We start from the raw sequence: 19,768 nt of genomic DNA, 5'->3' as shown, positions 1-19,768 counted from the left end.
TGTGGCTGACCGGTCAGTCGGCCGACGTCAGGTCGAGCCACATGAGGATCTCGTCCCGATCGTCACCGGCCGCCACCCGCAGCGCGCCCGGCAACCGGCCGACTTCCCGGTAGCCCAGGCGGCGGTAGAACCCGTCCAACCCCAGCCCGTCCCGCACCGTCAGGTGCAGCGCCTCGTGACCCAACTCCCGACCCAGCCGGGCGGCCTCGCGCATCAGCGCCGATCCGTAGCCCGCGCCCTGGGTGTCCGGGTGGACCATCACCCGCTTCAGCACACACCAGTGCGCCTTCAGCGGGAACCGGTTGTCGCAGAAGACCAGCACCGCCACCAGTCGGTCGCCGTCGTAGCCGACCAGCAGCCGGTCCGGCCCGTCGGCGATGCCGGCGAAGGTCGGATCGGCGATCGTGCGGACGTCGGTGGCGGTGACCGGGGGTACGAAGCCGACAGCTCCACCGGCATTGCTGACATCCACCCAGAGGGTGAGAATCTCGGCGCGCAACTGCGGGGTCAGGTCGGGGTCGAGGACGAAACGCAGACTCACGGCGCCCATCCTGGCTGCTCAAGGGCCTGCCCGGCTCGAGGTTGTGACCCGGCTGACAGCGTGCGCGGCACGTGAGCACACCGGCCAAGTGGTGCGGGAGAGGGGATTCGAACCCCCACATCCTTCCGGATACAGGTTCCTAAGACCTGCGCGGCTGCCGTTACGCCACTCCCGCCGACTCGCTGAGTCTAGAGCGTCTGGCTTCGACAGTGTTGAGCCCGGCCTCCTTGAGGATGGCCGAGATCGTGCCATGACTCACCCTGCATTTGCCGTCGGGCAGGTCGCGGAGGATCCCCGACAACCGTTTCGGCCCGACGTCCGGATTCGCCAGCGCCTGCTCGATCACCGTGGCGCGATGAGCCCTCGAACGCCAGCTGCGGTCCGGGCGCGGTGTCAACAAGCCCTCCTGCTCGAGGCGCCGCCGAACCTTGTACAGATATGCCGTGCGACAACCCAGGTGCTGAGCCGCCTCCAGGGCCGTGATCTGCTGCGCGTCGACCCGGCCGAACAGGTCGACGAGTTCCTCCCGGCTCGCCGGTCGACGACCGGAACCAGCTGTTTCGGGGGAGGCGCCGCCGCCGGTCGCCGCTCGCGCGGGAATGGTGAGAGCACCCGCCCGCTTCCCTCGGCCGGCGTAGGTCGCGGTCTGACTGTGACAGTTCGGGCAGAGGAGCCGCAGGTTCGGTGGTCGGTTGTCGAGGAAGTCCCCGTTGATGTGGTCGACGTGCAGGGTCAGTGGAGCGCCTCGCCAGACTGGCCCTGTCCCGCACTCTTCGCACTCCTGCGGCACGCCGAGCGTGCCCAGGGCCCACTTCAACCGCACACCCGGCGTCCGGCGGGACCCTTCGGGCAGCTCAACCAGGAGCTGGGATGATGTGGTGCGCCGTTGGCCTCGACCGCCCCGGTTGTGCGCCTGCCCGGTGAAGTGAGACGTGTCGATGCCGAAGCGCTTGAGCTGACGACTGATGTGCGCGTGCGAGCCGCCGCTGACGCGTACGCCGAGCAGCCGCATCACCTCGGTGATGTTGCGCGCGGCGGCGGCTGCGGTGGCGAGCGCTTCGGGCGTGTACTTGTACCGAACCACTGACGGACCGTAGCGGCCCGGTGTGACAGGTCAGTCCAGGCCGAGGTCGCGGCGGAGCTTGGCGACGTGCCCGGTGGCCTTGACGTTGTAGAGCGCGCGTTCGATCTTGCCGTCGGCGTCGATGACGAAGGTCGAGCGGATCACGCCGGTCACGGTCTTGCCATACAGCTGCTTCTCGCCGTACGCGCCGTACGCGATGAGCACGGCCTTGTCCTCGTCCGACACCAGCGGGAAGGTGATGGCGTCGCGCTCGCGGAACTTCGCCAGCTTCGCCGGCTTGTCCGGGGAGATGCCCACCACCTCGTAGCCGGCGGCCTGGAGGGAGGCGAGCGAGTCGCGGAAGTCGCAGGCCTGCTTGGTGCAGCCGGGGGTCATCGCCGCCGGGTAGGCGTACAGGACCACCTTGCGGCCTCGCAGGTCGGCCAGGGAGAGCTGGTCGCCGGTGTCGGTGGGGAGGGTGAACTCGGGTGCGGGGTCACCGGGGGAGAGGCGGTCGGGCGCGGTCATGGCCCGACCCTACCGCCGGCTACTCGATCGTCGCCGCCACCGCCGCGCGGCGACGGGAGGGTGAACAAAAGCATGCGTTGTTGCCAGAGTATGGCAACAACAACTCCCAGGAAATAGGCTGAGCCCGCCGGCCCAGGACGGGCCCGCTGACGCGTGGGAGGTCGCGTGGAAACGCTGGCGATGCACATCTCGAACGGGATCATCAATGGTCCCGTCGCGGCGGTCTTCGCGGCACTGGCGCTCGCCGGGCTCACCGTCTGCGTCCTGCGCGGTCGGCGGGACCTGGACGATCGGCTCGCCCCGATGGCCGGCCTGGTGGCGGCGTTCATCTTCGCCGTCCAGATGCTCAACTTTCCGATCTTCACGGCCGGTGTGAGTGGTCACCTGCTCGGTGGCGCGCTCGCCGCGATGCTTGTCGGGCCGTGGGTCGGCGCGCTCTGCGTGGCAGTGGTGCTCGTCGTCCAGGCGCTGATCTTCGGTGACGGCGGCGTGGCGATGCTCGGCCTCAACATCACCAACATGGCGCTGCTCGGCACGGCCGCGGCGTACCTGCTGATCGCGCTGCTGCTGCGGGTGCTGCCCCGCACGCGGGCCGGCCTGGCCGTGACCGCGTTCGTCGCGGCGCTGGTCAGCGTGGTGGTCGCGTCGCAGGGCTTCGTCCTGCAGTACTGGTTGGGCGGCACCACCGACCTGGGCGGCAACCTTGCCGGGCTGGCCGGCACGATGGCCGGCGCCCACGTGCTGATCGGCGTCGGCGAGGGCCTGATCACCGCGACCACGGTGCTCACCGTTGCGAAGGTGCGCCCCGACCTGGTGTACGCGCTGCGCTCACGGCGCGCCCCCGTCACCCCCACCGTCCCGGTCGCCGGAGGTGTCCGATGAAGAACCGGTCCTGGGCCTTTCTGGCCGGCGGCCTGCTGGTCGCCCTGCTGCTCGCCGGGGTCGTGAGCAACTACGCCTCGTCCCACCCGGACGGGTTGGACTCCTCCCTGCTCAAGGGCTGCACCGTCGACGCCGACGACAACATCGTCGGCGGCAGTTGCCCGGCGCAGCAGGCCCAGGATCACGAGTTGGCCGACAGCCCGCTCGCCGACTACGGCGTGCGGGGTGTGGAGAACAGCTTCGTCTCGACCGGCCTGTCCGGGGTGCTCGGGGTGCTGATCACGTTCGCGATCGGCGCCGGCGGTTTCTGGCTGCTGCGTCGCCGGGGCACCACGCCGGCCGAGGGTGACGCGACCACGCCCGTCGAGGGCGACGCCGGGTCCGCCGACGACCGGCGCCACGTCGGCACCGCCGGCTGATCAGGAGGTACGCGGATGGGTGCCGGTCACGGGCACGTGCTGTACCGCGAGTCGGACTCGCCGGTGCACCGGCTCCCGCCCGAGGTCAAGATCGTGGCGATGGTGGTCTTCACGATCGCCGTGGTGGCCACCCCGCGGGAGGCGTTTTGGGCGTTCGGCGCGTACGCCGTGCTGGTGGTGGCGGTGGCCGCGCTGGCCCGGGTGGGGCCGCGCTGGCTGCTGAGCCGGGCGTTGATCGAGGTGCCGTTCGTGCTGTTCGCTGTGGCGCTGCCGTTCCTCGGTGCCGGTGAGCGGGTCGAGGTGCTGGGGCTGCGGCTGTCCGAGGACGGGCTGTACGGGGCGTGGAACATCCTGGCCAAGGGCACGCTGGGTGTCCTCGTCTCGCTGTTGCTCGCCGCGACCACCACCACCCGGGACCTGATCGTGGGGTTGGACCGGCTGCACTGCCCGCAGGTGTTCACCCAGATCGCCACGTTCATGCTGCGGTATCTGGACGTGCTGGTCGGTGAGGCGCGGCGGATGCGGGTGGCCCGCATCTCGCGGGGTGACGACCCGCGTTTCCTGTGGCAGCTGCGCGGCTTCGCCGCCGGGATCGGGGCGCTGTTCCTGCGCGCCTTCGAACGTGGTGAGCGGGTCTACCTGGCGATGCTGTCCCGGGGCTACACCGGGCGGATGCCTGCCGTGTGGCAGGGCGACGGCGCGGCGACCGCTGGCCAGTGGCTGGTCGCGGCGACCGTGCCGGTGGTGGCGGCCTCCGTCGCCGCCGTCGCCGTCGTGCTGACATGATCGGAGTTGTGCAGACCGCTGTCTCGCTGGACGTTCGTGGCGTCCGCTTCGCGTACCCGGATGGGCACGTGGCCCTGCACGGGGTGGACCTGACGGTGCCGCGCGGTGACCGGGTGGCGTTGTTGGGGCCCAACGGCGCTGGCAAGACCACGCTGGTGCTGCACCTCAACGGCATCCTCACCCCGACGCAGGGCAGCGTGAGCGTCGGCGGGCTGACCGTCACACCGGACCGGGCGACCCTGTCCGAGGTACGCCGTCGGGTGGGCATCGTCTTCCAGGACCCGGACGACCAGCTCTTCTTGCCGACGGTGGCGGAGGATGTGGCGTTCGGGCCGGCCAACCTGGGCCTGCGCGGGGCGGAGTTGGCCGCCCGGGTGGACGAGGCGCTCGCCGCGGTGGGGATGAGCGAGCACCGGGACCGATCCCCGCAGCACCTGTCGTTCGGGCAGCGCCGCCGGGTGGCGGTGGCGACCGTGCTCGCCATGCACCCGGAGATCCTGGTGCTGGACGAGCCGTCGTCGAACCTGGACCCTGCCGCCCGACGCGAGCTGGCCGAGATCCTGCGCGGCCTGCCGGTGACTCTGCTGATGGTCACCCACGACCTGCCCTACGCGGCGGAACTGTGCGAACGCTCAGTGATCCTGGACGGCGGTCGGATCGTCGCCGACGCGCCCACCCTGGACCTGCTGACCGACCCGGCCCTGCTGGCCCGCCACCGCCTCGAACTCCCGCACGGCTTCACCCCCACCCCCCACCCCTGACGCCCCCCACCCGCACGCCGCGCCGATCTTGCACTTGCTGTCCCCGCATCAGCCACGAAAGCCGCGAATCGGCGACCCAAAGTGCAAGATCGCGGGGCTAGGTTCGGGTCGGGCTCGGGGTCTGGGCTGGGGTTCGGGAGGCGGCGTGTAGGCGCAGGACGCCGGCGGCGGTTGCTCCGGCGCCGGTCAGCAGCGTTACGGCGATCATGATTCGGGCGATCTCGGCGGGCCAGGGGACCGGGGCGATCGAGCGGGCGAACACGGCCGCGTTCGTCACCCCGGCGAAGAGGGCCAGGCAGGCGCCGGCCAGCGCCACCGCGAAGTCGGCGGCCGGGCGGCGGGCCAGCGCGTACGCTCCGGCGGCGAACGCCCCGAGGCCGGTGAGCAGCGACCAGAGCTGCCCGCCCAGCAGCCCGACGAGCACCCCGCCCACGCCCTGGGCGCCGGCGTCCAACTCCCGGCCCACCGGGTACACCACGGCGACGGCGCCGCCGACGACCAGGAGCCCGCCCAGCGCGGCCAGCGCTCGGGCGCCGGCCGGCGCGGCGGCGGCGAGTAGGCCGAGCGCCCCCACCGCGAGCATCCCCACGATGCTCACCGCCCACCAGGTGTACGCGTCCGGCGGCGGCACCCAGTCCAGCGTGCCGCCGATCACCGCGGGGTCGGCGCCGTCGCGCAGCGGGACCGTCCAGTCCCGAACCCGGTGCTCGCGGTCGGGTGCGGCGCGTACCGCCGCCGGTGGCGCCGACTCCTGCCAGAGCGCCCGCTGGTCGTGCCAGCGCACGGTGGTCCCGTCGTCGATGCGCCGCCAGGACGGCGGGGCGGCCGGGTCCGCGTCGGCCGGCAGGGTGGTGTCCCCGGCGATGGTGCGGTTGAGGTACGTGGCGGGGGAGCGGCTGTTCTCGTAGACGCCGTCCGGGCCGACCCGCAGGTACGGCTCACCGGAGTAGCCGATCACCTCGATCGGGCGGCCGGTGCGGTTGGTCAACTCCAGCCGGGCGCCCGCCTCGATCACCCGTACCTCCAGGCCGGGCCGGGCGGGCGTGACGCCTGTGACGCGGGTGCGGTAGTCGGTGCCGTTCGGGGCGTCCGCGCCGTGCGCGGCGGCGGGCGCCGCCGTGAGCAGGGTCACCGCGCAGGCGGCGGTGGCGACCAGGCCGGCGCGGGCCAGCAGGGTACGGATCACTTGCCGGCCGCCGCCACGGCTGCGGTGATGCCCTGCGGGCTGCGGTCGGCGAGCGGCTGACCGTTGACCAGGATGGTCGGCGTGCCGGTGATGTTGCTGCGGCTGGCCTCCTCGGTGACGTGCTCGGTCCACGTCTTGTACGTGCCGTCCTTGACGCAGCCGCCGAACGAGGCCCGGTCGAGGCCCACATCGGCGCCGATGTCGACCAGTTCGTCGTCGCTGAGCCCGGCGCCGCCCTCCGGTGGCTGCTTGGCGAAGAGCGCCTTGGCGTACTCGTGGAACTTGCCGCCGGCGGCGGCGCAGCCGGAGGCGGCCGACGAGCGGGTGGAGTAGCCGGTGGTGGAGAAGCGGTTGAGGTACGCGACGGGGTGGTAGACCACCTTCGCCTTGTTCTCGGCGGCCAACTGCTCCAGCGTCGACCCGCTGGTCTGCTCGAACTGGTTGCAGGCCGGGCAGAGGAAGTCCTCGTAGACGTCGACGGTGACCGGCCCGCCGCCGGTGACGATGCCGGTGCCGTCGGCGTTGGCGCCGGGCGGCGTGGTGAAGTCGTCCGACTGCTGGCTGGACAGGGCGGCCCAACCGATCAGACCGGCGATGACCAGCACGGCGACGGCGGCGGCGGAGACCCAGATGGTGCGGCGGCGTCGTCGTTCCCGGGCCAGTTGCTGGCGGACGACCCGGGCCGCGTCCCGCTGTCCCTTGCGACTACTCATCCTCGTCCTCCACGGCCGGTTCGGCGGACAGCCACCCGTCCACCGAGACGGGCGTACGCGGCCAGATCAGCAGAAATCCGGCCAGTACCAAGAATCCCAGGTCCCGCAGGATCTCCGGGAGGTAACTGGGTGCCTGTCCCTCGGCGAGCTGCCCACCGCTGCCGAAGCAGCCGCAGTCGATGGCCAGGCCCCGCGTCCACGCCGAGGCGATGCCCACGATGAAGACCACCAGCAGTGCGGCGGAGACCGCCGCGCTGAGCCGGGTGGCCAGCCCGAGCAGCAGCAGCACACCCAGGGCCAGCTCGACGAAGGGCAGTGCGGCGCCGATTACGGTCGCCACGTCGTACGGCATCACCTGATAGGCGTTCACGGCTCGGCCGGAGGCGGCCAGGTCGCCGACCTTCGACGCGCCGGCGACCAACCAGACGGCGGCGAGGCCGAGCCGGGCCGCGATGCCGAGCCAGGGCCGCACGAGCGCCCAGCGGCCGACCCGGGTGGTGGGTGCTGTCACGGTCATTTGTCGTCCTGTCCCCGCCGGAAGTTCCGGGCTCAGCCGGTGAGGGCGTCGCCGACCGCCTGGATGAGCTCGTCACGGGCCCGGGCGACCCGGGAGCGGATGGTGCCCACCGGCACCCCTTCGACGGCGGCGGCCTCGGCGTACGACAGGCCGTGCAGTTGGGTGAGGACGAACGCCGCGCGTCGGTCGGGGCTCAACCGGCGCACGAGGTCGGTGGCGCCGAACTGCCCGGCCGGGTCCGGATGCGGTTGGTCGGTGTGCGCGTTGACGGCCAGCCGCTCGTCGAGGCGGCGGCGACGGATCACCGTGCGGAGGTGGTCGGCGCAGGCCCGCCGGGCGATGCCGAGCAGCCAGGTGCGGGCGCTGGAGCGACCCTCGAACGCCGGTAGGGCCCGGAACGCCCGCAGGTACGTCTCCTGGGTGAGGTCGTCGGCGGTGTCCGGGCTCACCAGGGCGGCGGCGAACCGCCAGACCTCGGCCTGGGTCAGGCGGACGAACGCGGCCTGGGCGGCCGGGTCGCCGTCGCGGGCGGTCAGCGCCCACTCGGTGGCCTCGTCCCGGGCGGGGTCACCGGCCGGATCGACACCGAAGTCACGCGGGACGGGGATCACGAAAAACCAGGTTACGCGGCGCCGGGCGTACCGTCAGGGTCCTTCGGCCCGTGATGGTATGCGCCACGTCGGGAACTTTTCCCCACCGGGTGCCGACTACCTCCGCATGACACGCGATGCCGTCCGCGCGGCGCTGGCGGCTGAGCGCAATTGAGCCGCCTGACCTACTCGGGTCGCCGACAGCCCGGTCCGTCGGCGACCATGGCCGGCATGACTGTCGCCCCCCGCCGCTGGATCGCCCGGCTGGCCGCCGCCGCCGGCCTCCTGGTTACCGTCGTCGCCCTGTTGATCGCGCCAGCCACCCCGGCCAGCGCCCACGCGGTGCTGTCCCGCACCAGCCCGGCCGCCTCGGCGGTGGTGCCGAGCGGGCCGGCCGAGGTGGTGCTCACGTTCAGCGAGTCGGTCCGCAAGGTCCCCGGCAAGATCCGGGTCATCGCGCCGGACGGCTCCCGGGCCGACCGGGGTGAGCCGTCCTTCGACGGCGGGGTGGTGACGATCCCGGTGGATCCGAGCGGTGAGCGCGGCACCTACCTGGTGAGTTTCCGGGTGATCTCCGCCGACAGCCACCCGGTCTCCGGCGCCTTCACCTACTCGGTGGGCGCGCCGTCGGCGGCGCCGGTCGACTCCGGGGCCGACAGCCGCGCCGATCCGGTCGTGGGCACCGCCGTGAAGGTGGCCCGTTTCCTCGGCTACGCCGGTCTGGTGCTGCTGGTCGGGCCGGTGCTGGTGCTCGCCGCGCTGTGGCCGCGCCGGCTGTCCCGGCGGGGGCCGGCCCGGCTGGCCTGGACCGGTCTCGGCCTGGTCGCCGTGGCCACCCTCGCCGACCTGTGGTTGCAGGTGCCCTACACCGCCGGTGGCGGTCTGTTCGAGGTGACTGGCGAGGGGTTCGGCAGCGTGTTCGGCAGTACCTTCGGCGCCGCCCACCTGGTGCGGCTCGGGCTGCTGGCGGCGTCGGTGTTCCTGCTGCGGCCGCTGCTGGCCGGGCCGGTCGGCCGGGCCGACGCGATCATCCTGGCGGTCCTCGGCGGTGCCGCGCTGCTGACCTGGCCGCTGGCCGGGCACGCGGCGGCCTCCCCGGCGCCGGCGGTCTCCGTGGTGGTCGACGCGGTGCACCTGGGCAGCATGGCGGTGTGGCTGGGCGGCCTGCTGATGCTCGCCGTCTTCCTGCTGCGCCAGGCCGACGAGCGGGAGTTGGGCGCGATCCTGCCGATCTGGTCGCGCTGGGCAGCCCTCGCCGTCTCGGCCCTGCTGCTGGGCGGCGTCGTCCAGGCGCTGATCGAGGTGGGCAACCTGGATGCCCTGTTCTCCACCACGTACGGGTGGCTGCTGCTCGCCAAGATCGGGCTGTTCGCCGTGGTGATCGCCGTGGCCGCGTACTCCCGGCAGTTGGTGCGCCGGCGCACCGCGGCGCAGCGACCGGTGCCGGTGCGCCGGGCGGTCCTGGCGGAGCTGGCCGTCACCGTGGTGGTGCTGGGCCTCTCGGCGACCCTGGTGCAGACCACGCCCGCCCGGACCGCCGTGGCCGAGCCGTCCGGCACCCAGACCGGGCTCTTCACCGCCACGCTGTCCAGCTCGCTGTTCACCCTCCAGGTCGAGCTGGACCCGGCCGAGCGGGGCAACAACTCGATGCACCTGTACGCCTACACCAAGGACAACCAGCCGCAGAAGGTCGAGGAGTGGCGGGCGACCGCCGCGCTGCCCTCGGCCGGGATCGAGCCGATCGAGGTCCCGCTGCTGCCGCTGACCGACAACCACTCCTACGGCGACATCAGCATGCCGTCCTCCGGCGAATGGCAACTGAAGATCACCGTCCGCACGTCCGACATCGACCAGGCCACGGTGACCGCCACCGTGCCCATCCGTTAGAGAGGTCCACCAAGCCCATGACCCGTCTCCGGCGTACCGCATCCGCCGCTACCGCCCTGGCGTTCGCCGCCGTCGCCACCGCCGTGCTCGGCTTCGCCGGACCGGCGTCCGCCCACGTCACGGTCAACCCGAAGGAGGCGACCCAGGGCGGCTACGCCCGGGTGGCGTTCCGGGTGCCCAACGAGAGCGACACCGCGTCGACGACCAAGCTGGAGGTCGTACTTCCGGAGAACGCGCCGGTCGGCTCGGTGTCGACCATGCCGGTGCCGGGCTGGACGGTGGCCGTGGAGAAGCGCAAGGTGGACCCGCCGATCGAGGTGCACGGCAGCCCGATCACCGAGGCGGTGTCCAAGCTGACCTGGACGGCCACCGGCGACGCGGGGATCAAGCCGGGCCAGTTCCAGGAGTTCGGAGTCTCGATGGGGCCGCTGCCGCAGGTCGAGTCGATGGTCTTCAAGACCCTGCAGACGTACTCGGACGGCAACATCTCGCGCTGGATCGACGAGCCAGTGGCGGGCGGCGAGGAGCCGGACCACCCGGCGCCGGTGCTCACGCTGGCCGCCGCCTCGGCGCCGGCAGGTTCGGCCGCACCGACCGCTCCCGCCGTCGCGTTGCCCGACGACGATGACGACGAAGACGGTAACGGGCTCGCGGTCGGCCTCGGCGTGGCCGGGCTCGTCGCCGGCCTGGCCGGCCTGGTGCTGGGCGGGTTGGCGTTCACCCGGACCCGCCGGGAGCCGGCCGCCAAGTCCTGACCCGCCGCTCATCCGCTGGCCCGCCGGAGTTCGTTTCCGGCGGGCCAGCGCGCTTCCTGCCGGACCGGAACCGGCCGTGCCGTGGATATCCCCTGATCAGAGGCCGTACGTCGGTAAGGTCGGCCGGGTATCTGGCTACGGAGGGGGACAACGCGAATGCGTTTCGTGCGGGCGGTCGCCGGAGTGCTGCTGTTGGTCATCGGGATTCCGACGCTGTTCGTCGGTGGCGGGCTCTGGCTGGTGACCCGGCACGCCGACCCCGGCGGGGCCTTCGCCGCCCGGTTCGAGACGGTCCGTACGCCTGGGCACGCCGTCGTGGTCACCGACCTGGAACGGCTGCTGCGCCAGGAGGCGCCGTTTGTGCGGGGCGCGCAGACCCAGCTTCAGCTCGACGCCCGTACACCGGACGGCCCGGCCTTCGTGGGGCTGGCGCCCACCGCCGAGGTGCGCCGGTGGTTGGAGCCGGTGCCGTACGCCTCGGTCCGCCGGGTGGCGTTGGCCCGGGGGCCGCTCCCGGTCCGCACAGACCCTGCCGGCGCTGCTGCCACCGCGACGGCGTCGCCGGTGGTCGCACCGCTGGGCCGCCCCTTCTGGGTACGCGAGGGCATCGGCTCGCTCCAGTGGAGCGCCGACGACCTGGCCGGCGAGCCGATGAGTCTGGTGGTGATGCGCCCGGACGGTGGCGCCGACCTGACCCTTGACCTGCGCGCCGAACTGCGGGCGGGGTGGGTCGGGCCGACCACCTGGGGTCTGCTGGCGGCGGGGGTGCTGCTGGTGGTGTTCGCGGTGCTGCTCCTGCTGCGTCCACTGCGTCCGCGTGAGGTGGTCTTCGTGGTCGAACCTGACCAGGTGCCGGTGCTCGCCGGCCGGCTCGGGGTCAGCTCGTTGAGCGGCCTGGGTGCCACCGGGCCGGTCGACCCACCGCCGTTGCCGACCGTTCGGCAACTCGCCCCGGTCGGGTCCGGCCCGGCCGAGCGCCCCCGGTCCGCGATCGGCGCCGAACCGGCCCGACCGGCGACCCTCGCCGACCTGGATCCGCCCGCCCGGTCGCCCCGCCCGCCGGAGGTGACGTTGAGTCTGGCCTGGCCGCCGGCCACCGTGGAGCCGCCTGCCCGGCCGGTGCCGATGGACTGACAACGAGCGGCCCTCCACGCTGCCGACGCGGAGGGCCACCCTCACCGGGGGATCGGTGCTACCTGAGCGACGCTTGAGGTAGGTGAGACCAGATTAGCGGCGATGGTGGCTAGTGGGGAGTTCTGTCCATTTGGTGCGACTTTTCCACGGGGCGGGTCGGTCGGACCGCGCGCACCGGCAGGGCCACCAGCAGCAGCAGGCTGAGCAGCACGTAGGTGTTCTGCGTGACGAAGTCCACCGGGTCATGGGTGCGGACCGGGTCCGTGCCCCACTTCTGGAACGTCACCACGCCGTAGACGATCACGGCGGTGGTACCCAGCGCGAGCGCGGCCAACCACCGGCGCCGGCGTGCCTCGTCCGGGCGGTCGGCACTCAACGCCGCGTCGGCGAGCAGCACCACCGCCGGCAGGAACCAGTAGATGTGGTGGGTCCACGTGATCGGGCTGACCAGGGCGCCAACCAGGCCGGTCATCGTCAGGCCCGTCAGCAGGTCACCGGCCCGAGCCGCGCGGGCCGCCCGCCACAGTCCGTAGGCGGCGATCGCGGCGACCACCAGCAGCCAGAGCAGCCGATCCGGCTTCTCCGGCGCGGTGAACCGGCTGAGCAGGCCGAAGAGCGACTGGTTGCCGACGTAGTCGGTGCGACCCACCCGGTCGTTGTCCCACAGCTCCTGCGTCCAGAACCGCCACGAGTCCACCGGCGCGATGGCCGCCGCCAGCAGGGTCGCCGCCGCCGCGGTGGCGCTCGCCACGGCAGCCGCCCGCCACTTCCGAGTGGCGAGCAGGTACACGATGAAGATGCCGGGGAAGAGCTTGAGCGCCGTCGCCAGCCCCACGCCGACCCCGGCCCAGCGCCGGGCCTGCGGCACGGCGAACAGCAGGTCGGCCAGGATCAGCACGACCAGCAGCATGTTGATCTGCCCGAAGGTGATCGTCTCGCGGGTGCTCTCCACCGCCAGCACCAGCAGCACGGCGACGACCAGGGTGAACGTCCGTGGCAGGTCGTGCCGGGCGATCACCGGCATGACCAGCCAGCGGGTGGTCACCACCACGGCCAGAACCGTGAGCACCGTGAAGATCGTCACGGTGACGCCGAGCCTCAGCAGACCGAACGGCCAGAGCAGCAGCGCGCTGAACGGTGGGTACGTGAAGTACAGCTCGCCCTGCACCCGATCCGGCTGGACGTAGTCGTAGAGCGGGTGACCCGCCGTCCACCAGTCCATCGCGGACATGTAGATCTTCAGGTCGAAGAAGTTGTGCACCAGGCCGGGCAGGTAGAGCGCCGGCAGCACGGCCGCCAGCCCCACCACCGCGACCAGCCGACGCACCGCGCGGCCGCCGGGGTCGTCCTCGGTGACGGCGGGTGGTGCTACAGGATCGGCTGGCACCCCGAAACCCTAGCGGTCCGCCCGGCCGAGAGCGCGCAGCCGCGGGGTGTGGGCTGCGCGTAGGCTGTCCCGGTGGCTGAACTCCTCGTCTGGATCGACTGTGAGATGACCGGGTTGGACCTCGGCAGGGACAAACTGATCGAGGTTGCGGCACTTGTCACCGATCCCGACCTCAACGTGCTGGGTGACGGTGTCGACGTGGTTATCCACGCCGACGAGGCCGCGTTGGAGGGGATGCCGGAGATCGTCCAGACGATGCACGCCAAGTCCGGCCTCACCGAGGAGGTCCGCCGCTCGGTGGTGACCCTCGCCGAGGCCGAGGACCGGGTGCTGGAGTACGTCACCAGCTTCGTCAAGGACCCGCGTACCGCGCCGCTGTGCGGCAACTCGATCGCCACCGACCGCGGCTTCATCGCCCGGGACATGCCCCGCCTCGACGCGCACCTGCACTACCGCATGATCGACGTCTCGTCGATCAAGGAACTGTGTCGCCGCTGGTACCCCCGGGTGTACTTCGGCCAGCCGCAGAAGGGCCTGGCGCACCGGGCGCTCGCCGACGTCCGGGAGAGCATCCGGGAGTTGGAGTACTACCGGCGCACCCTCTTCGTGCCGCTGCCCGGCCCCGACGTCGACACCGCCAAGGCGATCGCCGCCGACCTCTGACCCGTACCGTCTCCCGGGGGAGCGGGCAACCCAGTGGACGCGGTTGGTGGAGGTGTGGCTATTATTGGTCCGCACCCCGCCCGGGGCGATCGACCGGGTGGCGGCGGCATGGTGGCTGTAGCTCAGTTGGCAGAGCACCGGGTTGTGGTCCCGGTTGTCGTGGGTTCAATTCCCATCAGTCACCCAGCTAGCTTCACGACTCAGGCCCCCTCTCACGAGGGGGCCTGAGTCGTTTTGGGGGCGAGCTAGGGGCAGCACACGAGAGCCCCCTCCGTGGAGAGGGCTCTCGTCGTCTCGGTCGCTCAGGGCGTGGGCGACGGGGTGCCGGCACCATCCGGGGTCGCGGTGGCATCCGGGTCGGCCGGCGGCTCGTACGGCAGGGCGCTGCCCTTGACGTACTCGTCCCAGCTCATGTTCCAGTCCGTCCAGCCGTTGCCGTTCTGGAGCTTGCGTTCGGTGCCCTTGACCGTGATCGGATCGCCGACCTGGGTGTTCTTGAACAGCCACTCGCCGTTGGCCATCGACACGTTCACGCAGCCGTGCGACACGTTGACGCTGCCCTGCTGGCCCTCGGACCAGGGGGCCGCGTGGATGAACTCGCCGCCCCAGGTGAGGCGCTGCGCGAAGTCGATCTTCGTGCGGTAGCCGTCCTCCGGGCCCAACTCCTCGAACGTGTCGAAGACCGTCTTGCGCAGCTTCTCGATCACGATCATCGTGCCGCTGGACGAGGGGGTGCTCTTCTTGCCCAGGCTCACCGGGATGGTCTTGATCGCCGAGCCGTTGCGGGTCACCGTCATCCGCTTGGTCTTGTTGTCGACCGTCATGATCACCGACGCGCCGATCTTGACGTCCACGTTGAGATCGGCGCGGCCGTACCAACCGTCACCCATCGGCAGGCCACCGGCCTGCACCCGGTAGGAGACCTTGCTGTCGGCCTTCCAGAACTCCTTCGGCCGGTACCGGATCTCGGTGGGGCTGACCCAGTGCCAGATGCCCTCCTGGGCCGGCGTCGAGGTCACCGTCATCCGGCGCTGCACGTCGTCGCGGTAGTCCTCCGGAATGCCCCGGCTGAACTTCACGATCAGCGGCATCCCGACGCCAACGACCTGGTTGTCGCCGAGGAAGCTGCTCACGCGAATCTGGTTGTTCGGCTTGGCCATCGTCGTGAAGGTGCTGGTCGCGGTGGCCGGACGGCCGTCGTCGCCGGTGGCCGTCACCGTGGCCGTGTAGCTCGTGCCGTACGCCAGGGCGCCGGCCGGCAGCCAGGTCTTGCCGTCCGAGGACAGGGAGCCCTCGACCGCCTTGCCGGCCGCGTCCTTCAACTCGACGGCGGTCTCCACGGCGTCCTTCGTGGTGAAGGCGATGCCGGTGGACGCCGGCACGTCCTTCGCGTCGGTCGCTGGCTCGCTGATCGTCGCCGCAGCCTTCGGCGCCGTGCTCTCGCCGCCGCCCTGCCAGGACGACGGTTTGCCGCCGCCGCCACCGTCCGTGCAGGCGGAGGTCAAGGCCAGCGCCGCGGCGAGAAGCCCCGCCGCGAACACGCGGCGTCGCCCACCGGGCCGGATCAGCTGGTGCTGGCTAGCTCGCATGATTCCCTCACAGTCGTGGTCCCTGCCCCATCGTCTCCTACTGACGCGCCAGAACCGGCCCCGGTTGCAGACGGTGAACCGGAACACGCCGATGATGATGTCGGAATCTTGCTATTATCGGCGATTCGTGATTCTGGCTCGTCTCCATGTCGGGACGGAGGGCCGTCGCGCAACGGGCACCGCAAGGGTACGCGCCGGCCCCCGCCTCGGGCGGGGGCCGGCGCGTACCCTCGGATCGCTCAGAGCGCCGGGCCGAACCCACCCTCGGGCACAGGCAGCGCGCTGCCCTTGACGAAGTCCGACCAGCCCTGACTCCACGCCGTCCAGCCGTTGCCGGCGGCCAGCTTGCGCTCGGTGCCCTTGATCGTGATCGGGTCACCGACCCGCGTCTTCTCGAACAACCAGCGGGCGTTCGCCATCGACACGTTCACGCAGCCGTGCGAGACGTTCTGCCGCCCCTGCACGTGCTCCGACCAGGGCGCGGCGTGGATGTACTCGCCACCCCAGGTGATCCGCTGGGCGAATTCGATATCGGTGACGTATCGGTTCGCCGGGTTCGGGTCGTTGCGGGTGTCGAAGACCGTGGCCTCCTTCTTCTCCATCACCACCATCGTGCCGCTCGACGACGGGGTGCTCTTCTTGCCCAGGCTCACCGGGATGGTGCGGACCACCGCGCCGTCCTCGTACACCGTCATCTTCTTGGTCGCGTTGTCGACCTTCATCTCCAGCGACCGCCCGATCTTGGCGGTGGCCTTGCGGTCGATGTCGCCGTACCGGCCGTTGCTCAGCGGCACGCCGGCCAGCGCGATCCGCACGGTGATGGTGGTGCCCGGCTTCCAGTACTCCGGCGCGCGGTAGTACGCCTGCGTGCCGTTGTCGACCCAGTGCCACGCCCCCGGCTGCGGCGGGTCGGTCTTGACGAACATCCGCTTCTGCACCGCCGCCCGGTCCTTCTTCGGAATGCCCGGGTGGAACTCGGCGACCACCGGCATGGCCACCCCGTAGCTCTTGTCGTCGAAGAGGTACAGACCCGAACCGATGGTCGACTTCGGCTTGGCCATCGTGGTGAAGTTGCTGGTGCCCTGGCTGGTCGTGCCGTCAGACCCGCTCGCCGTCACCGTGGCGGTGTAGCTCGTGCCGTACTTCAGCGGAGCGTTCGGCACCCAGGCGGAGCCGTCCGTGCGCAGTTTGCCCTCCACCGACTTGCCGTCCGCGGCGGCCAGGGTCACCGAGGACACCTTCCCGCCGTCCGGGAGCTTGGCGCTGATCTCCGTGCTCACGGGCTTGTTCTTTGTGCCGTCGGCCGGACTCAACGTCAGCGCCGGCCCGCTCGGCGCCGCCGGCGTCGAGGGCTCCGCCGTACCGGGATCGGCGCCGGCGCTCGCCGGGGCACTCGCCTCGATCCCACCAACGAATTCCGGCTCCTTCTGCTCGCCGCCGCACCCGGTCAGTGCCAGCGACGCAGCCAGGGTCAGAGCGCCCACCACCGCCCCGGCTCGCGTGAACCGTGCCATCCCCACCTCTGTTCTCGCGTACCTGGCGGACATCGTGCCGTATCAACGCCCTCACCCACGCACCCGTCTCAATCGTGCTGGAGGATTTAGGGTCTTTTGACCGGTAAGCTCGACCGAAGGGGGGACCCTGGTAACCGGATTGGAGCGCGGTTCAGCGGGGTGCTAATGTTCTCTCCGTTGCCGAACGAGCGCCGCTAGCTCAACTGGCAGAGCAGCGGACTCTTAATCCGCGGGTTCGGGGTTCGAGTCCCTGGCGGCGCACCAACGATCAAGGCTCTGACCTGGTGTTTCTCACTGGGTCAGGGCCTTTTTCGCGTACGGCGGTGGTGGATGGTCGCTCGGTGGGTGCTCGGGAGCCGTTGGACCGGTCGCCGTTTGCCGGGATGCGGTGCGGTGATCGTGGACATCGGCGGCTGCCACGCGGTGCATCTGTTGAGGGATCGTGGAGGTCCGTGGGCGGCGGGCGTTGGGTGAAGGGCCCGCCCCGGCTTTGTTCGTCTGGTGTCGATGCTTGCGGCCCGGTCGTAGGATGCGCGCGTGTTGGCGATCGACAGGAAGCAGTTCGCTGCCGGCGTCCGGTGGTGGCAGACGAAGACGAATTGGCCGAACGACTTCCACAACAGCGACTATGAGGTGCTGGCCGCCCAGAACCCCGATGGAGATTTCCGGGACAGTTGGTGGGTGGGATTCCTGCCCCGTTTGACCACGTGGAAGGCGTTGCGGCCGCTTTCCCAAGCCGACGTGACCAGTAAATTCAACGAAAACCGGGACTACCTGGCCCGGACCTGGCACGAAGCGTGCGCGCCGGTAAAGGACCTGGACATCACCGACGTGACGTGGGATCAAGTGCGGATGTTCCCCGGGGTGGTTGCGTGGCTCAAGCCGACGAAGTCGGGGTCTGCGGTGTTCCCGTCGAAGTTCTGCCACTTCCTTCTTCCCCGGGTCTTCCCAGTTTTCGACAACGCGGCGGTCGGCGGTTCTTGCACCTACGAGACGTACTTCGGTTTGATCAAGCGCGTCTGGGAGGCCACTCCCGCTGGTCTTCAAGCCGAACTGGTCGCGGAGCTGTCCCAGCTCATCGAAGACGACGGCCGGGGCCCTCTGTACGAGGACTTCCCGATGGCAACGAAGATCAGCGAGTTGGCGCTCATCGGACGTCGCCACCCTTGACATCTGAGAGCCGTGTGCATGGATGCCGTCAGGGCATCGAGGTAGGCGCAATGTTTAAGGACCTTGTGGTCGACTGTGCTGACCTGGCCGTATTCGTCGAGTGGGCCTGACCCGGTTTGACGGACATCCCAGCTCAGAGGGGCTGTGTGCTCCTCGGGAGGATGTTCATCATGGAAGGCATGGGCAAGAAACCACGCCGGCCGCGTCGGGCGTTCACGCCGGAGATCGTCGAGGTGTGTCGGCGGGGTGACCGGACGGTCGCGCAGGTCGCGAGGGACTTCGACCTGACCGAGACCGCGGTACGTGAGTGGGTCAAGCAGGCCGACGTCGACGCCGGCACCCGCACCGACGGGTTGACCAGCGACGAGCGGGATGAGTTGGCGCGGCTGCGGCGGGAGAACCGCCGGCTGCGGGAGGACGTCGACATCCTCAAACGGGCCACGGCTTTCTTCGCGACGGAGACCCGGTGAACGTGTACCCGTTCATCGAGGCTGAGAAGGCACGCCCGACGGGAACGTGAAGCGTTCCTGCGAGCTGTTGGAGGTCTCCCGATCCGCCTACTACCAACACCGCACCGGCCCGTCGTGGCGGGAGCGTGACGACGTCGACCTGACCGCCCGCATCGTCGACATCCACACCGGCTCGGCCGGCGCGCCTCGGGTCCACGCCGAGTTGGCCGCGCAGGGACGGCGGCACTCCCGCAAACGGATAGCCAGGCTGATGCGGGGCGCCGGGCATTGCGGACGGACACCGAAGCGGTGGCGCACCACCACCGTGCCCGACGCGGAGGCGGCCCTGGCCGCCGATCGGATCCGCCGGGACTTCACCACCTCCGCGAGTGAGGTCGACACCTGCTGGTGCGGCGACCTCACCTACATCCCCACATGAGAGGGCTGGCTGTACCTGGCCACCGTCATCGACATCGCCTCACGTCGGCTGGGCCACCGCCGACCACCTACGCACCGACCTACCCGCCCAGGCCCCGTCCAACGCCATCGCCACCCGCCGCCCGTCCGGACCGGTGATCTTCCACAGCGACAGGCAGTACACCTCGACGCAGTACGCCCGCCTCGCCCGCCAGCACCGGGTGCTGCTGTCAGTCGGTTCCCGGGGCCAGTGCCAGGGCCCCGGCAAAGATGCTCCTATAGATGTCAAGCTGGGGAGTGTGTCGATTTCGGCTCTGTCTCACATTCGGTGGTGACCGAAGGTAGTCGATGTCGTTGAGATCATGTGTGCAAGATCGGTGATCTTACGAAGATGGTCTTCTCGGGGCTGCTGCCGCTGGTGATCGAGGACGTGACGGACGAGGGCGGTCGGATCCTGGTGCGGGCGCGGACTCCCGAGGGGCCGGTGGCCTGTCCGGGCTGCGCGGCGGTGACGGGCCGGGTGCACGGGTATCACCAGCGGACCCTCGCGGACGTGCCGGTCGATGCCCGGCCGGTGGTGGTCCGGGTGCGCGTACGTCGGCTGGTGTGCCCGACGCGGGGCTGCCGTCGAACGTTGCGGGAACAACTGCCCGGGGTCCTGAACCGCTACCAGCGCCGCACCTGCCGGCTGATCTCCCAGGTCGGTGTGGTGGTGCGTCAGCTGGCCGGCCGCGCCGGGGCGCGGATGTTGTCGGCGCTGGCGGTGGTCGTGTCCCGGCACACCGCCCTGCGGGCGCTGCTACGCCTGCCGTTGCCT

20 protein-coding genes, 3 tRNA genes and 2 pseudogenes are annotated in these 19,768 nt (G+C 70.8%); 14 read left to right on the top strand and 11 right to left on the bottom strand.

Annotated features, from left to right (window positions below):
• Positions 1-13: 13 nt before the first annotated feature.
• The 4 genes from ABZ808_RS19770 to bcp all read right to left on the bottom strand — a co-directional run bounded on the left by ABZ808_RS19770 (position 14) and on the right by bcp (position 2,132).
• The gene (locus ABZ808_RS19770) at positions 14-541 is read right to left on the bottom strand and encodes a GNAT family N-acetyltransferase (protein ID WP_357008331.1); all 528 of its coding nucleotides are present in this window, start codon (positions 539-541) and stop codon (positions 14-16) included.
• A gap of 89 nt (positions 542-630) precedes the next feature.
• Positions 631-716: transfer RNA gene (locus ABZ808_RS19765), tRNA-Leu, on the bottom strand.
• A complete protein-coding gene (locus tag ABZ808_RS19760) occupies positions 702-1,625 on the bottom strand; it encodes a hypothetical protein (protein WP_357008327.1) in 924 nt (307 codons plus the stop codon). The genes ABZ808_RS19765 and ABZ808_RS19760 overlap by 15 nt, the downstream gene beginning before the upstream one ends.
• A gap of 30 nt (positions 1,626-1,655) precedes the next feature.
• A complete protein-coding gene (gene bcp / locus ABZ808_RS19755; RefSeq protein WP_357008325.1) occupies positions 1,656-2,132 on the bottom strand; it encodes a thioredoxin-dependent thiol peroxidase in 477 nt (158 codons plus the stop codon).
• Positions 2,133-2,297: 165 nt separating this feature from the next.
• Between bcp and ABZ808_RS19750 the strand changes: the two genes are divergently transcribed.
• The 4 genes from ABZ808_RS19750 to ABZ808_RS19735 are packed head-to-tail and all read left to right on the top strand — an operon-like array spanning position 2,298 to position 4,980.
• Positions 2,298-3,014: an energy-coupling factor ABC transporter permease gene (locus tag ABZ808_RS19750; RefSeq protein ID WP_357008323.1), complete on the top strand. Its 717-nt coding sequence runs from the start codon at positions 2,298-2,300 to the stop codon at positions 3,012-3,014.
• Entirely contained in the window at positions 3,011-3,433 is a 423-nt protein-coding gene (locus ABZ808_RS19745; protein ID WP_357008320.1) for a PDGLE domain-containing protein, read from the top strand. Before ABZ808_RS19750 ends, ABZ808_RS19745 begins: the two co-directional genes overlap by 4 nt.
• 15 nt (positions 3,434-3,448) lie before the next feature.
• Positions 3,449-4,219: a cobalt ECF transporter T component CbiQ gene (cbiQ, locus tag ABZ808_RS19740; protein ID WP_357008317.1), complete on the top strand. Its 771-nt coding sequence runs from the start codon at positions 3,449-3,451 to the stop codon at positions 4,217-4,219.
• Complete coding sequence (locus ABZ808_RS19735; RefSeq protein WP_357008315.1) at positions 4,216-4,980, top strand: ABC transporter ATP-binding protein; 765 nt, start codon at positions 4,216-4,218, stop codon at positions 4,978-4,980. The genes cbiQ and ABZ808_RS19735 overlap by 4 nt, the downstream gene beginning before the upstream one ends.
• A gap of 97 nt (positions 4,981-5,077) precedes the next feature.
• On the opposite strand, the gene ABZ808_RS19730 is transcribed toward ABZ808_RS19735, so the two are convergent.
• Genes ABZ808_RS19730 through ABZ808_RS19715 form a run of 4 tightly spaced genes read right to left on the bottom strand, consistent with a single transcriptional unit; the run spans position 5,078 to position 8,007 of the window.
• Positions 5,078-6,166, bottom strand: a complete 1,089-nt coding sequence (locus ABZ808_RS19730) for a hypothetical protein (protein WP_357008313.1) — start codon at positions 6,164-6,166, stop codon at positions 5,078-5,080.
• The gene (locus ABZ808_RS19725) at positions 6,163-6,879 is read right to left on the bottom strand and encodes a thioredoxin domain-containing protein (protein WP_357008310.1); all 717 of its coding nucleotides are present in this window, start codon (positions 6,877-6,879) and stop codon (positions 6,163-6,165) included. Before ABZ808_RS19725 ends, ABZ808_RS19730 begins: the two co-directional genes overlap by 4 nt.
• Entirely contained in the window at positions 6,872-7,396 is a 525-nt protein-coding gene (locus ABZ808_RS19720) for a MauE/DoxX family redox-associated membrane protein (RefSeq protein WP_357008307.1), read from the bottom strand. The genes ABZ808_RS19725 and ABZ808_RS19720 overlap by 8 nt, the downstream gene beginning before the upstream one ends.
• A 32-nt stretch (positions 7,397-7,428) precedes the next feature.
• The gene (locus ABZ808_RS19715; protein ID WP_357008304.1) at positions 7,429-8,007 is read right to left on the bottom strand and encodes a sigma-70 family RNA polymerase sigma factor; all 579 of its coding nucleotides are present in this window, start codon (positions 8,005-8,007) and stop codon (positions 7,429-7,431) included.
• Positions 8,008-8,208: 201 nt separating this feature from the next.
• Here ABZ808_RS19715 and ABZ808_RS19710 point away from each other — a divergent pair, with 201 nt between their 5' ends.
• From ABZ808_RS19710 to ABZ808_RS19700, 3 genes and pseudogenes are all read left to right on the top strand, one after another.
• Positions 8,209-9,873 carry a copper resistance protein CopC gene (locus ABZ808_RS19710; protein WP_357008302.1) on the top strand — a complete coding sequence of 555 codons (1,665 nt, stop codon included), beginning with the start codon at positions 8,209-8,211 and terminating at the stop codon, positions 9,871-9,873.
• 17 nt (positions 9,874-9,890) lie between these two features.
• Positions 9,891-10,628 (top strand): YcnI family protein, encoded by a 738-nt coding sequence (locus tag ABZ808_RS19705; RefSeq protein ID WP_357008299.1) that lies wholly within the window; start codon positions 9,891-9,893, stop codon positions 10,626-10,628.
• A gap of 681 nt (positions 10,629-11,309) precedes the next feature.
• A pseudogene (locus tag ABZ808_RS19700) lies at positions 11,310-11,612 on the top strand (hypothetical protein); the annotation flags it as partial.
• 259 nt (positions 11,613-11,871) lie between these two features.
• Here ABZ808_RS19700 and ABZ808_RS19695 read toward each other — a convergent pair.
• Positions 11,872-13,149, bottom strand: coding sequence for a glycosyltransferase 87 family protein (locus ABZ808_RS19695; RefSeq protein ID WP_357008296.1), 1,278 nt, complete (start codon positions 13,147-13,149; stop codon positions 11,872-11,874).
• Between the two features lie 72 nt (positions 13,150-13,221).
• Between ABZ808_RS19695 and orn the strand changes: the two genes are divergently transcribed.
• Together orn and ABZ808_RS19685 are read left to right on the top strand one after the other, a co-directional pair.
• Complete coding sequence (gene orn, locus ABZ808_RS19690; protein ID WP_357008293.1) at positions 13,222-13,812, top strand: oligoribonuclease; 591 nt, start codon at positions 13,222-13,224, stop codon at positions 13,810-13,812.
• A 111-nt stretch (positions 13,813-13,923) separates the two neighbouring features.
• Positions 13,924-13,996: transfer RNA gene (locus tag ABZ808_RS19685), tRNA-His, on the top strand.
• A 118-nt stretch (positions 13,997-14,114) separates the two neighbouring features.
• On the opposite strand, the gene ABZ808_RS19680 is transcribed toward ABZ808_RS19685, so the two are convergent.
• Together ABZ808_RS19680 and ABZ808_RS19675 are read right to left on the bottom strand one after the other, a co-directional pair.
• A complete protein-coding gene (locus tag ABZ808_RS19680) occupies positions 14,115-15,401 on the bottom strand; it encodes an Ig-like domain-containing protein (protein ID WP_357008290.1) in 1,287 nt (428 codons plus the stop codon).
• Positions 15,402-15,640: 239 nt separating this feature from the next.
• Entirely contained in the window at positions 15,641-16,915 is a 1,275-nt protein-coding gene (locus ABZ808_RS19675) for an Ig-like domain-containing protein (RefSeq protein ID WP_357008287.1), read from the bottom strand.
• A 188-nt stretch (positions 16,916-17,103) separates the two neighbouring features.
• Here ABZ808_RS19675 and ABZ808_RS19670 point away from each other — a divergent pair.
• From ABZ808_RS19670 to ABZ808_RS19650, 5 genes and pseudogenes are all read left to right on the top strand, one after another.
• A tRNA-Lys gene (locus ABZ808_RS19670) sits at positions 17,104-17,179 on the top strand.
• A gap of 273 nt (positions 17,180-17,452) precedes the next feature.
• Entirely contained in the window at positions 17,453-18,085 is a 633-nt protein-coding gene (locus tag ABZ808_RS19665; RefSeq protein WP_357008284.1) for a hypothetical protein, read from the top strand.
• Between the two features lie 161 nt (positions 18,086-18,246).
• Positions 18,247-18,534: pseudogene (locus ABZ808_RS19660) on the top strand (transposase); the annotation flags it as partial.
• 67 nt (positions 18,535-18,601) lie between these two features.
• Positions 18,602-18,973 (top strand): IS3 family transposase, encoded by a 372-nt coding sequence (locus tag ABZ808_RS19655; RefSeq protein ID WP_357008282.1) that lies wholly within the window; start codon positions 18,602-18,604, stop codon positions 18,971-18,973.
• 369 nt (positions 18,974-19,342) lie between these two features.
• On the top strand, positions 19,343-19,768 hold a 426-nt coding region (locus tag ABZ808_RS19650; RefSeq protein WP_357008279.1), incomplete at its 3' end, for a transposase family protein.

This window comes from Micromonospora sp. NPDC047527, from assembly GCF_040643015.1.
Lineage (GTDB): Bacteria > Actinomycetota > Actinomycetes > Mycobacteriales > Micromonosporaceae > Micromonospora.
Note: the sequence above shows the minus strand (reverse complement) of the source record. Positions and strands in the feature narration are given on the sequence as shown.